Here is a 12,705-nt window from a genome sequence, read left to right on the forward strand (position 1 = left end):
CAACATATTATATAATAAAATCGGTTTATTCTCCACCGCTGACCTTGCTAATAGGAAAATAAACAGTAAGGGTGAATAGGTGACAGTATAACTCTCAATAATGGTGGTGTAAATAATGGTTGTTATCCTTGCCGGCGGACCTATAAAGGATTACCAAAGGATAAAAAAATTAATAAAAGAGGGCTGCCGTATAATTTGCGCTGACGGCGGCGCAGTGCATGCCAAAGCAATGGGTGTAAAACCGGACCTAATAATTGGTGATATGGATTCTGTGTCGGAAGAAGTATTGCAGCACTATCGATTGAACGGTGTGGAGACTTGCCCTTTTCCCCGGGAAAAGGATGAAGTGGACACCGAACTGGCGATAGAAAAGGCAGTCAAGCTGGGCTGCCGGGAAATACTTTTATTAGGCGCCACAGGGGGAAGAATTGACCATACCCTGGGCAATATCCATCTCTTGGTGAAGGCGGCTAATCTAGGGGTTAAGGCCACCATGGTTGATGAGCGGCATCGCATATCCCTGGCCACAGCCCAGCAGGGGGTGAAAATATGCGGCCCCATAGGTGGCCTGGTATCACTGCTGCCCCTCACCACTGAGGTGACCGGTGTGACCAGCACCGGTTTGAAGTGGGAACTAAATGACGGCAGTTTTAGGATAGGCAAACCCTTTGGTATCAGCAATGAGCTTGTGGATACCGCTGCCCTTGTCAGTGTAAAGGAAGGGATACTGGCGGTGATAGAGGTATTGAATGAAGAAAAATAATCTAGATGCATGATCCGGCGGACTTTGTGTCCGCTTTTTTTATCTCCTTTTTTTCTGTGCCCTTTGGGCCTCCCGGCATATGCCATCCCCAACATTCCCCTGTCTAAAGAATGTGTAAAGCAGTCCTCTGCGGTAACTACCCAATCATTGGAAATTTAATACAGGATATAGCAACATTTACAACCTTCGCAAATATACTACAGAAAACCCCAATTTACATCAGTACCTAGAAAAGACTAAATCGGTTCAATACTTATAAAAATTTAAAGTGGTGATTAAATGATTGGTATTGCATTAATAGGTTGTGGCGCTTGGGGCAGTGCATACCTGCGCACCCTTACTAAAATCAAGGGCGCTAACTTGCTTTATGTTTGTGACAAAAACCTTGCAACTTTAGAGGCTGTGGCCCAAAGACATCCCCGGGTAATAACAACCGATAATTACAAATTGATATTGCGAGACCCCAAGGTGCAGGCGGTGATTGTGGCCACCCCTGCTGTCACCCACTACAGTATTGCAGCGGATTGCCTAGCCAATGACAAGGCGGTTTTGGTGGAAAAACCCATAACCGATAATGTCAAGGACGCAAAGGATTTGGTGCGGTTATCCGTGGCAAAGGATCAAATTCTTATGATCGGGCATTTAATGGAATACCACCCTGCGGTGGAAAGGCTTAAGGAGTATGTAAGGGCTGGCGCCTTTGGCAGCCTAAAATATATACACTGTGAGCGCACCAATTGCAATGTGAGCCGGCAGGATATAAATGTAATATCAGATTTGGCGGTACATGACTTTACCGTATTGCTTTATCTTTTAGACAGCCGGCCAAGATGGGTATCTGCCAGGGGCAGAAAATGGCTTGATGGCTCACCCTTAGCCACTGTACTGATTGATATGGGTTTTCCCAATGACCTGCTGGTACACCTTCATACCAATTGGCATTACCCCCTGAAGACAAGGAAGATCAGCATTATTGGCGACAAAATGATGGCTTTATTTGATGACACCCGCAGGGAAAATGAGAAGTTGACAATTCTAAGGGAGGGCAAAAAGGAACTTGAAAATATAATTCTACCAAGGGAAACGCCCTTATATCGCCAATGTACCCACTTTGTGGACTGTGTTATTGAGCACAGGCAACCCCGCACCTGCGGCAGTGATGCAATAAGGGTAATGGAATTAATAGAGGCCATCGAGCAGGCCATTGAGACAAATAGCACAGTGTATTTGTAAAGGAGAAGCCATGGAGGTTAGATATTTTCAAGCGGAGGATACCGGCCTTTGGGAGCGTTTTGTGCGTGATGCCAGAAACGGCACCATTATGCAGCAGCGAAAATTTTTAACCTATCATCCCCGGGAACGTTTTCAAGACTGTTCACTGTTAGTATTTAACAAGAAAAACCACCTATTGGCAGTTGTGCCGGCGGCAATTAAAGCCGAACAAAAGGGGAACAAGATACTCTGCTCGCACCCGGGAAGCTCCCACGGTGGTCTTATTGTGGGTCATAACACAAAAACGGCTTGTATGTTGGAAATAGTGAGAAACATTAAAGAGTTTTGCCGGCACCGGGGCTTTCAAGCCATTGAGTTAAAGATGGTTCCGAGGATATATCACAGGTGGCCCTGTGATGATGTGGACTTTGCCCTGAGGTATATGGGAGCAAAAATATATAAGACTGAGTTGGCCACAGTACTGCCATTACAGTCTTACCATCATAAAAAGGCCAACAGCACAACGATGCGCAATGTGCGCAAGGCACTAAAAAACAACCTAAAGTTCAAAGAGTCCGCCGACCTAAAAAGCTATTGGTCAATCCTCTGTAATAATCTTAAAGTTCGCCATAACACCTCACCAACCCATAGCTATGACGAAATGGTGGATTTAATGAAAAGATTTAAAAACAAAATCAAACTTTTTGCTGTTTACTTGGGTGAAAGATTAATTGCCGGGTCGGTTGTTTTCATACTCAATGAAAGGGCGGTTAATTGTTTTTATATTGCCCACGATGAAGGTTACCAACAATACCGACCCCTTAACCTGCTCTTTTATCAACTAATCCATTGGGGTAAACAGGAAAACTTTCAATACCTTGATTGGGGAATTTCCACCGAACAGGGGGGAAGCAAAATAAATGAGGGTTTGTTTAATTTTAAGGAAGGCTTTGGGGGCAGGGGAATGCTGCGAGAGACCTACAGGATTGATTTGAAATAGAGAACATTTGGATGAACGGAGGTCGCCCTATGCGCATATTGTTTGTGGATTGTGACCCCCAGTATGTCAATGGTTTGCCAAGCGGCTTAAGGCAGCTGGGGTGCGACGTAATGGTTTTAAGTTCATTGGAGAAAGATGACTTTAAATTGACATTTGACTTGTTTCAACCCCATGTATTGTTTACGGCAGGTTGGACCAAGCTCCACACCCGTACCAACTTAGAAATGCTTGGTGAATACACCGTTAATAAAAATATCATTCACGCCTATTGGGCCACCGAAGACCCCCGGTGGACAGAAAAATGGTCCGTGCCCTTTGTGAAAAGGGCTAAACCGACCCATGTCTTTACCATCGACCCTGATTCGGTATCCCTATATCAAAAAATGGGCTTGGTGGCCTCATATTTGCCCTGGGCTTGTAATCCGGAATACCACCGTCCCGTTCCGCCTAAGGAAGAATATAAATGCGACCTTGCGGTGGTGGCCACCGCAGGGATAACCTGGCAAGGCTTTAGGCGTAAGGCAGTGAAATTGCTCATTAAGCCCTTGGTGGAAAGAGAATACAACATAAAAATATGGGGTGCCCGCTGGGAACAATTGAACAGTGACATAGTGGGCTTTAGTGTGCCGGATAAATACCTGTGCGGCAAACTTCCTTACCATGAAACCAATGCCGTATATAGCTCGGCCAAAATTGTGCTGGGTATACAAAACCGTACCGACGAGCTTAATTCCCGCACCTTTGAAATAATGGCAGCCGGAGGTTTTATGCTGGCCCCGGATACTGAAGCCATTAGGGCTCACTTTACCCCTGGGCAGCACCTGGCGGTTTCGGGCTCTGAAGAGCAGACAATTGAAACGGTGGACTACTACTTAAATAATGATGCCTTACGGCATAAAGTTGCCCGGCAGGGCCGGCAGAAGGTCATTACAGAGCATAACTACCGCAACCGCGCCAAAGAGGTGCTGGCAGTTTTAACCGGAGGGTAATAAGGTGCAAACCACACTGAAGAAGCCTGTGTGCTGTGAGGGTATAGATATTACCGGCACCACCTGGGCAAGTGTAACCCTTAAACCTGCGCCTCCGGATCACGGAATAGTTTTTTATCGCGATGACCTTCCGGCCAGCCCCCCGGTGCACTGCAATGCCCGCAATGCCACAGTGGACAGCCGCTGGACCTCCCTGGAGGAAAAGGGTGTCAGGGTGGAGCATACCGAGCACCTGCTTGCGGCAATTGGGGGTTTAGGTATAGATAACCTGGAAGTGAGGATGAATTGTGCCAGCATCCCGGTGGTTGACGGTTACAGTTGCAGTGATTTTGTGCGGAGCATACTAAAGGCCGGCCTAAGAAAACAGCGGGGATCTGAGCGCTGCATAGAAATTAAGGGACGTTACCTGCTGCAGGGCCAATTTAGCTACAATGGCAAAAATTACGACCGCTACCTGGCGGTATTGCCGGCAAAGCATTTGGAGTTGACCTATATACTGGACTACCCCGACCGCTCCCTGCCCACCCAGCTGGCCCACAGTATAATCACCCCAGAGGTCTTTACCGAGGAACTGGCCAATGCCCGCTCCTTTATCAGTGAGAGGGAGTACCGAGAGGTGTCGGCAATGATTGGTAAGGGCACCGAATCCTTGCTGGTTTTTTCTGCCAGGGATGGCGGTCTTGGCAGCTTAAGGTGGCCCAATGAGCCTGCAAGACATAAGTTGGTTGACCTGTTAGGTGATTTAAGGGTTGCCGGTCAAAGGATTAAAGGAAAATTCATTGCCTTTCGCAGTGGTCACCAATTAAACATTGAAATGGTGAAAGAAATTATAAAGAATGAAGGTGGTAACATATGATTCCCATTGCACAACCTCAATTGGGTGTAGAGGAAATGCTAAAGGTGGTTGAAGTTATTAACAGTGGCATGCTGGCCGCAGGCTCGTATGTAAAAGAGTTTGAAAGGGAATTTGCCCGCTACCATAATATCAAACATGCGGTGGCCACTTCCTCGGGAACGGCCGCACTGCATGCCATTTTGCAGGCCCTTGGCATATCTAAAGGTGATAAAGTCTTAACCACACCTTTTTCTTTTGTGGCATCTGCTAACTCAATAATATACTGCGGTGCCAGGCCAGTTTTTGTGGATATCGATGCCGAAAGCTACAGTATTTCCCCTCAAGCCCTGGCCCAGGCCATAAAGGATAACCCGGATGCCAAAGCCCTTTTATTGGTGCATATTTTCGGTCAGCCGGCAGAGATGGATGAAATCGTACAACTGGCAAAAGGCAACAAGCTTCTTCTCATTGAAGACTGCGCCCAGGCCCACGGTGCCAGCTATGAGGGAAAAAAGGTGGGCACCTTTGGGGATGCCGCAGCATTTAGTTTTTATCCCACCAAAAACATCACCTGCGGTGAAGGGGGCATGGTGATAACTGACAGGGAGGATGTTGCCCATAGGGTGCGCATGTTTATAAACCATGGTCAGCGGGAGCGTTACCACCATGAAAGCTTGGGCTATAATTTTCGCATGACCAATATCCATGCTGCCATTGGCATAGAGCAGCTTAAAAAACTGAACCATTTTAATCAAAAGAGAATTGAAAATGCTGAGTATTACTTAAAAGAAATAAAAAATCCTGAAATAAAATTGCCCAGCCCATCGGTAAAGGGCACCCATGTGTATCACCAGTTTACCATACAAGTAAATCAGCGGGATGCCTTTATTGCCTACTTGAAAAATCAAGGCATAGGCTGTGCTGTGCATTATCCTATTATTATACCCAAACAAAAACTGTATCGGGAAAAACTTGCCTATACCGGGAGCTGGCCGGTGGCAGAGCAGTTGGCTAAACGGTGCGTATCTATTCCTATCCATCCCGGGGTAAGCCCACAGCAAAGAAAATATATTGCGGAGGTTGTTGATAATTATGGCTAAAATCTTTGCTATCCATCAACCAAACTATTTACCCTGGATAGGGTTTTTTCATAAAATGATGAGCTGTGATTTATTTGTCTATGCCGATGATGTGCTAATGTCCTCAAAATCGGTAACCCATCGCAACAAGATTAAAGGGGCTAACGGTATCTTGTTGCTAAGTGTACCCTTATCCTTGAAAAAGGTTGAAATAAATAGGGTATTGATATGCAATACAGAAAATTGGGCAGAGCGGCATTACCAGACCATGCAGCACAGTTATGCCCGTTCTCCTTACTGGAACGACTACAAAGAACGGTTTAGGGATATTTACAGTAAAAAATGGCTTAGGCTGGTTGACCTAAATGTGGCCTTAATAGATTTGATTAGAAATATATTGGATATCGATACCCCCACAGTGTTTTCATCACAACTGCCCGATTTACAGGGGAAGAAAAGCGAGAGAATAGTAAATATCAGTAATATATTGGGGGTAAAGACTTATTTATCCGGCCAAGGGGCCAAGGTGTATAATGACGAAGAAATTTTCAAACGACATGGCCTTGAGTTAGTATATCAGCAATTTAATCATCCCATTTACCCCCAATTGTGGGGAGATTTTGTTGATAAACTGTCGGTGGTGGATTTAATCTTTAATTGCGGGCCTGGCAGTAGGGAGATAGTGGAGATGAGTACCAATGGGTAAAGTTAATATACTGGTTACCGGTTCGGGTTCTTTATACGGGGTGGCCATTATTAAATCCTTGCTGGATGGGCCCCTTCAATGCAAAGTTATAGGCTGTGACACAAACCCGATGACACTGGGTTTGTATCTGGCTCACCGGGGCTACTTGGTTCCCCTGGCTAAGGAGGAAGAGTCCTGGCTGAAAAGAATTATTGAGATCTGCAAAAAAGAATCCATTGACGGCATTTTTATCGGCTCCTCCCACGAAATTAAATTATTTGCCCGCCATAGGGATATAATTAAAGAGGCAACCGGGGCAACGGTGTTTGTTCATCCGCCGCAAATGGTGGATACCTGCAGTGATAAATGGCATACCGTTTTATTCTTAAAAAACAAGGGTTTCTATTATCCCCAAACAATACCTTACCCTGACCACCAAGCAAAACTGGCTGATTTTATTAAAAGAGTGGGTTTTCCCCTGGTGGTTAAACCAAGGACCGGCGCCGGCTCCCTTGGAGTGGAAGTGGTAAAGACACCTCGACAATTGGCAGAAGCAATTGCCGGAAAAGAAAATTACATCATCCAAGAGTATTTGCCGGATCAGCAGGGTGAATATACTGTGGGTGTATGTATAAATAAAAAGGGTGATGTTCTTTCCAGCATAGCATTAAAACGCAATTTACAAGATGGCATGAGTGTTTCTGCATTGGCGGAGGATTACAGTGATATCTGCGGTTATTGTGAGCAGGTGGCCCGGGTGCTGGGGGCATTTGGCTCCTGTAATTTACAGTTAAGAATAAAAAACGGTTTACCATATATTTTTGAAATCAATCCCCGGTTTAGCAGTTCCACCGGGATGCGTATAGCCCTGGGGGTAAATGAGGCTGAGCTCTTGATTAAATCTGATTTAATGGGCCAACAAACGGAAAAGCCGGCGATCCCCAAGGCAGGGGTGATACGTCAATACATTGATTTTGTCATACCCATAGAAGATATTAACAGAATTACCTCCTCATAGGTGTTTTGAATGTTGTTTACCAGGGTAGACTAACATTATAAAATGTATGGCTCTTAAGATGAGGGGGATGCATATGGATTCTTTCCAATGTGAATATTTAACTGCCTATGTGGCGATGGATAACGAAGATATACTGCTTAACGAAATGAAAAAGTTTAAGGAGATGGCCCAGCGGGCCAGGGAAAGGGGAATGTTGAGCGCAACGGAATTTGAGTTTAAACTGCTGAAAAAAGCCCTGGAGGAAGGACCGGAAAAATTGGTGCAGACCATTAAACACATTACTCCGGAACCGGTACAGCAGAAAATGATGCGCCTAGGGGAACAGGCCCAAAAATTTTTACCCTTTGTTGTACCGGATGCAGTCTTGTCTGATTGGGCAATAAAACAAATCAACAGGTACTACGTAAAGGGACTGCTGCGGGGGGAATGCGAGATAAAATTGCAAAACATGGTGCAGGCCATGACTGACTCTTTTGTGGTCAATGCCATGATTGAATCCACCAAAGAGCAAGATGACTGGAATAACATGGTGGAGCACATAAAGAAAAACTTCAACAAGTTTAGTTTATTAAGAAATTGCAGGAGCAGAATTGGCTCTCACAGGAACTAAAAAAACAAGAGTGAGCAAATCTTATTGTAAATAATGCTGAAAAAATAGATATATTGTCGATAATACTATTTTTTGCGAAAATACCGGACGAAACCAAGGATGACATTATTGCGGAAACAATGTTACAATTTTCGAGGAAATTTTTATAGCATGGAGGTAAAAATGGAACATCCTACACACACTGAAATAATTTTTGCAGACAATGCAGAGGAGGCTGCCAAAAAGTATTTATCGCTGGGAATAGAGCCGGATCGTGATGAAAATCCCAGATTAGAGGTATTAAAGGCCTTAGAGGAAGAAGATTTTGATCTTGAATCGGACATTAATTTAATTGGTGAAGTGTCAGTGGGACCGCCAATTATGGAAAGGATCAGAACCAATCCGGAAAAGGCATATGTTGTTTATTACATGGAAAAACATTAATAAGGAAAGCTCGCCAGGTTACGGTGAGCTTTCAGTATTTTTAGGAAACTTTTTTAGGCCCCATTTTTTTCGAATGGTGGGGGACAAGCGATAAAAGGCGGCCATGTAAGATACTTGTATCACTGGCATAATTGCGGTCACCAATACTGTTTGCGGATTAAAAAACACTGTGGCCAGCGCCAAGGTAACGGCGATATTTTTCCCCGTCACGCTGTAGGAAACTGCTGCCAAGTCAGGGTAATCAAGACCGCCAAGCCGGCACACTGCCGCTGCGGCTAAAAACAAGGTTGGGTAGAATATCAAAGAGGGTATGAGCATTGCCTTTATGTATTCAGGGTGATTAATTAATTGATGTGCTCCACTGGAAAGGGCGATGAAAAACAATAGGTACATACAAAATGACGATATGGCCGGCAGGGTAACTTTAATTCGATCAAACTTTGCTTGCCCCCACCTTTTTGTTAGGTACAGCCGCAATAAATTGCCAACGGCCAGGGGCAGGGCAATAATAAGCACTACGCTCTTTACCATCCCGTAGGGGCTAACGGTTACATATTGGCCGGCCAGGATTAACACCCAAAAGGGGATTAAAAAAATGCCAAACAGATAACTCATCGCCATAACAACAACGGATATGGGAGCATTTCCCCTTGCCATGGCGGTCCAGGCCACCGTCATTCCTGCACAGGGTACTGTGCCCAATAATATTAGCCCCACTGCAAAGTCCGGGTGGTGGGATAAAAAGTAATATGCCAATATACCTGCCAGCACCGGGGATAATAAAAAGTTGATTATCAAGACAATACTTAAGAGCTTAATACGTTTAACTGTGTGAACTAATTCTTCTAACTTAATGCCCATCATCATGGGTACCAACATGAAGAACAAACAAAAGGGAGCTAAGGGCTGCAGTCGGTGGCCCACATCAGGAAAATAGTAACCAAAGGCCAAGGAAAACAAAATAACACAAACCAGCAGTTGTAAAACATGCCGGTTTATAAACCCTGTGATGGAGAAAAACACCTTTTCTCCCTCCTAAACAAATTGATATATTTATTTTACAGCTGCAGTTAGTAACTGGCAACCCGCCCAAAACCTCTCTCTTACCCACAGGTACAGCCGGGCAAAAAAAATGACCAGCGTTTTCGCTTGGTCCAAGTAAATTAATGCAGGCGCGGTGTATATTATACACCACCTTAATAGTAGCATATTTCGCTAGAAAATAATAGAACCTTGTCAATATTTCGCAATAGGAAAAAAATAAAAAATTTTCACTATAGTCAAAAAAGGGTTTTCAGGCAGGAGCATGGCACTTTTAATCGAATGTTGTTTTGTGGAATAATATATATAATGTATAAAAATTCATTCAAGGAGCATTGGTATGCCTGCGATTTTGGGTAAAAAAATAATAGTTGTGGGCGGCGGAGCCGCCGGTTTAATGGCAGCCCTGGCTGCAGCCAATAACGGAGCCCAGGTTAAGGTGCTGGAACGTATGAATAGAGTGGGCAAAAAAATACTGGCCACCGGAAATGGGCGTTGCAATTTTACTAATATAAGCTCTAACATAGAGCGTTATTATCACGGAAAAAATCCCAGGTTTGTTTACGGAGCACTAAACAAGTTTAATGTGCAGCAAACAATGGAGTATTTTGAGTACCTGGGAATAGCGGCCAAAGTTGAGGAAGGCGGTAAAGTTTACCCCATGTCAGATCAGTCTTCCAGTGTATTAGATGTTCTGCGCTACCAACTGGAAAAACTGCATGTAACCACCGTTACCGATGCTGAGGTTGAAAATATCCATGTCAGTGAGGGTGAATTTATCGTAGACACCAAAGAAAAGGGAAGGTTTATTTCCCAGCGCCTAATATTGGCAACGGGCGGCAAAAGTTATCCCAACTTAGGGTCAAACGGCAGCGGCTACCAACTGGCAAAAAATCTGGGGCATCGCCTTGTGGAACCATTTCCTGCACTGGTGCAAGTGAAGCTGGCAGAAAAATTCTATAAACAAATTAAAGGCATAAAGTTTGTAGGAGACCTTGAAGTGGTGGTCAACGAAAAAACTATAATTAAGGCCACCGGGGAAATTTTATTTACCGAATATGGTATTTCCGGCCCGCCGGTACTGGCGGTGAGCAGAAAAGTTAATGAGATGCTGCGGAGCAATAAAAAGGTATATTTAAAACCGGTTATTTTAAAACAATTTACTCCTGGGCAGTTAGAACAAATGCTGCTTTATCGCTTTCAAACCCAGCCCCAGAAAACCTTGGCATTTAGTTTTGTGGGCCTGATTAATAAGCAGTTGGCCCCTGTGCTCTTGAAAGAGGCAGGTATAAAAGATATTAATAAACCGGCAGGGGACGTCACTGCCTCCGAAATTAAACAAATAGTATCAATATTGCAGGACTGGAGGCTTAAAGCCACCGGAACCAAAGGTTGGAATTCTGCCCAAGTTACTGCAGGGGGTGTTGATGTTCAGGATGTAAACCCAAAGACAATGGAATCTAAACTTGTACCCGGTTTATTTTTTGCCGGTGAACTGTTGGATATAGACGGAGATTGTGGTGGATTTAATTTGCAATGGGCCTGGTCATCGGGATATGTGGCAGGTGAAAATGCGGCCGTTTTATAGAGTTAACAAAAGTAAAATAAAAATTGAATATTATAAAAGGAATTCTTTGTTTTTTGGTGTAATATGTAAATATTTGATTATCCTGATGGGGGGGTAGTAAAATGGGAGAAAAGGGAGATTTGCGACAGTTAATTCTTAACGAGCTGAAAGACCTCAAAGAGTATCAAGAAAAAGTTAAGGACCACAAATATTTTAGTGCCAATGAAATAGATTATTTGCACTTTTATGATCAGTTTATTAAACAATTTTCAAAGGAGCAAATACTTGAGCAGTTAAACAAGCTGTACGATGAAGGGATTATTTCTGCGGTAAGAAACCCTAGGGGTGAGTTATTTGATATTCGCCTAAAGTAAAAAAAGCCGGGTGATTAAACCGGGCTTTAGTTTGCGTTCAGCATATGCCTTATGGCTAATTTTAAGTCCGCCAGCTCATGGTCGCTTAACGAACAACTGCAATGGGGGCAACCAATTAAATCTTCTTTTAGAATATCATGGGGGTTAAGACTAAATTGCATTTGGCAATTGGGGCAAGTAAAGTCAACCTTTATTTCCTTCAAAAGCAGCACCTCCTAAGTGTTATTATACACTTATATGCTAAAAGGAAAACTCCTTCCCCAAAACGAAGAATATTATTTAATAATTGAGGTAGCAATGAATGGATTATTAAGGGATGAAGTAATTAAATACATTAGAGACTTGATGCCCCCAAGGGATGAACTGTTGGTAAATATGGAATTGGAAGCAGCCCAAAAGATGGTGCCTATTGTTGAGCCGGAAGTGGCACAAATGCTTTATTGGCTGGCCTTGTCCCACAATGTTACCCGGGTGCTGGAAGTTGGCACTGCCATAGGTTACTCTACCCTTTGGCTGGCCAAAGCCGTTTTACCCAGGGGTGGTAGCATTACAACCATAGAAATTAATAAACCCCGTTATGAATCGGCCAAAAGCAACTTTAAAAGAGCGGGAGTAGAAGATGATATTAATTTAATCTTCGGTGATGCCAGAGAGTTAATTTATGAAATGACCGGTCCCTATGATTTTATATTTTTGGATGCTGCTAAAGGGAAGTATTTAGATTTTTTAGAGCAGTGCATAAACATTTTAACTCCCGGCGGTTTGTTGGTGGCTGATGATGTCTTTATGCGGGGAATGGTAATATCAGGGGAGGTGGATAAAAAAAGAAACAAAACAGCAGTTAAAAGGCTGCGGGATTATTTAAAGGCAGTGACAGGGCATCCGCAATTGGAAACGGTGATCATTCCCTTTAGCGACGGGTTGGCGTTGAGTTATAAAAAATAAAAGGGGCTAAAATGCTTTACTGATGGGAACTAGATGATTTTACAAACATGTTATCGGTTTCTTATATGTTGATTAATTAAATAAACTAAATTATAATTATTGTCGAATACCTATTTAAAGTGTCGTTTTTAGGTATTATTCCGGCAAGAACAGACACTGCCGGG

General features: G+C 43.7%; 15 protein-coding genes. 13 read left to right on the forward strand and 2 right to left on the reverse strand.

The features are described 5' to 3' along the window. Positions 1–115: 115 nt before the first annotated feature. From BR02_RS0105760 to BR02_RS0105805, 10 genes are all read left to right on the forward strand, one after another. The gene (locus BR02_RS0105760) at positions 116–763 is read left to right on the forward strand and encodes a thiamine diphosphokinase (RefSeq protein WP_051688148.1); all 648 of its coding nucleotides are present in this window, start codon (positions 116–118) and stop codon (positions 761–763) included. 279 nt (positions 764–1,042) lie between these two features. Then, a complete protein-coding gene (locus BR02_RS0105765; RefSeq protein ID WP_031515095.1) occupies positions 1,043–1,996 on the forward strand; it encodes a Gfo/Idh/MocA family protein in 954 nt (317 codons plus the stop codon). Further along, positions 1,968–2,975: a GNAT family N-acetyltransferase gene (locus tag BR02_RS0105770; protein ID WP_169738574.1), complete on the forward strand. Its 1,008-nt coding sequence runs from the start codon at positions 1,968–1,970 to the stop codon at positions 2,973–2,975. The genes BR02_RS0105765 and BR02_RS0105770 overlap by 29 nt, the downstream gene beginning before the upstream one ends. Positions 2,976–3,004: 29 nt before the next feature. Continuing rightward, positions 3,005–3,964: a CgeB family protein gene (locus tag BR02_RS0105775; RefSeq protein WP_031515100.1), complete on the forward strand. Its 960-nt coding sequence runs from the start codon at positions 3,005–3,007 to the stop codon at positions 3,962–3,964. Between the two features lie 4 nt (positions 3,965–3,968). Beyond that, complete coding sequence (locus BR02_RS14745) at positions 3,969–4,820, forward strand: UDP-3-O-acyl-N-acetylglucosamine deacetylase (RefSeq protein WP_051688149.1); 852 nt, start codon at positions 3,969–3,971, stop codon at positions 4,818–4,820. Continuing rightward, the gene (locus BR02_RS0105785) at positions 4,817–5,899 is read left to right on the forward strand and encodes a DegT/DnrJ/EryC1/StrS family aminotransferase (protein WP_031515104.1); all 1,083 of its coding nucleotides are present in this window, start codon (positions 4,817–4,819) and stop codon (positions 5,897–5,899) included. The genes BR02_RS14745 and BR02_RS0105785 overlap by 4 nt, the downstream gene beginning before the upstream one ends. Beyond that, positions 5,892–6,584: a WbqC family protein gene (locus BR02_RS0105790; RefSeq protein ID WP_031515106.1), complete on the forward strand. Its 693-nt coding sequence runs from the start codon at positions 5,892–5,894 to the stop codon at positions 6,582–6,584. Before BR02_RS0105785 ends, BR02_RS0105790 begins: the two co-directional genes overlap by 8 nt. After that, positions 6,577–7,581 carry an ATP-grasp domain-containing protein gene (locus tag BR02_RS0105795; protein WP_031515108.1) on the forward strand — a complete coding sequence of 335 codons (1,005 nt, stop codon included), beginning with the start codon at positions 6,577–6,579 and terminating at the stop codon, positions 7,579–7,581. The genes BR02_RS0105790 and BR02_RS0105795 overlap by 8 nt, the downstream gene beginning before the upstream one ends. Positions 7,582–7,654: 73 nt before the next feature. After that, positions 7,655–8,191: a hypothetical protein gene (locus BR02_RS0105800; protein WP_031515109.1), complete on the forward strand. Its 537-nt coding sequence runs from the start codon at positions 7,655–7,657 to the stop codon at positions 8,189–8,191. A gap of 162 nt (positions 8,192–8,353) precedes the next feature. Beyond that, a complete protein-coding gene (locus BR02_RS0105805) occupies positions 8,354–8,614 on the forward strand; it encodes a hypothetical protein (RefSeq protein WP_031515111.1) in 261 nt (86 codons plus the stop codon). Between the two features lie 18 nt (positions 8,615–8,632). On the opposite strand, the gene BR02_RS0105810 is transcribed toward BR02_RS0105805, so the two are convergent. Further along, positions 8,633–9,637, reverse strand: a complete 1,005-nt coding sequence (locus BR02_RS0105810; protein ID WP_051688150.1) for an arsenic resistance protein — start codon at positions 9,635–9,637, stop codon at positions 8,633–8,635. A 358-nt stretch (positions 9,638–9,995) separates the two neighbouring features. Here BR02_RS0105810 and BR02_RS0105815 point away from each other — a divergent pair, with 358 nt between their 5' ends. Both BR02_RS0105815 and BR02_RS0105820 read left to right on the forward strand, forming a co-directional pair. Further along, complete coding sequence (locus BR02_RS0105815) at positions 9,996–11,243, forward strand: BaiN/RdsA family NAD(P)/FAD-dependent oxidoreductase (protein ID WP_031515114.1); 1,248 nt, start codon at positions 9,996–9,998, stop codon at positions 11,241–11,243. A 101-nt stretch (positions 11,244–11,344) separates the two neighbouring features. Beyond that, positions 11,345–11,596 carry a hypothetical protein gene (locus tag BR02_RS0105820; protein ID WP_031515115.1) on the forward strand — a complete coding sequence of 84 codons (252 nt, stop codon included), beginning with the start codon at positions 11,345–11,347 and terminating at the stop codon, positions 11,594–11,596. A 26-nt stretch (positions 11,597–11,622) separates the two neighbouring features. Here the strand turns inward: BR02_RS0105820 and BR02_RS15595 are convergent, their stop codons facing one another. Next, positions 11,623–11,799, reverse strand: coding sequence for a hypothetical protein (locus BR02_RS15595; RefSeq protein ID WP_169738575.1), 177 nt, complete (start codon positions 11,797–11,799; stop codon positions 11,623–11,625). Between the two features lie 34 nt (positions 11,800–11,833). On the opposite strand from BR02_RS15595, the gene BR02_RS0105830 reads away from it, so the two are divergent. Further along, entirely contained in the window at positions 11,834–12,541 is a 708-nt protein-coding gene (locus BR02_RS0105830; protein ID WP_238442411.1) for an O-methyltransferase, read from the forward strand. The last annotated feature ends 164 nt before the right edge of the window (positions 12,542–12,705 follow it).

It is taken from the genome of Desulfofalx alkaliphila DSM 12257, from assembly GCF_000711975.1.
In the GTDB taxonomy this organism is placed as follows: Bacteria; Bacillota; Desulfotomaculia; order Desulfotomaculales; family Desulfohalotomaculaceae; genus Desulfofalx; species Desulfofalx alkaliphila.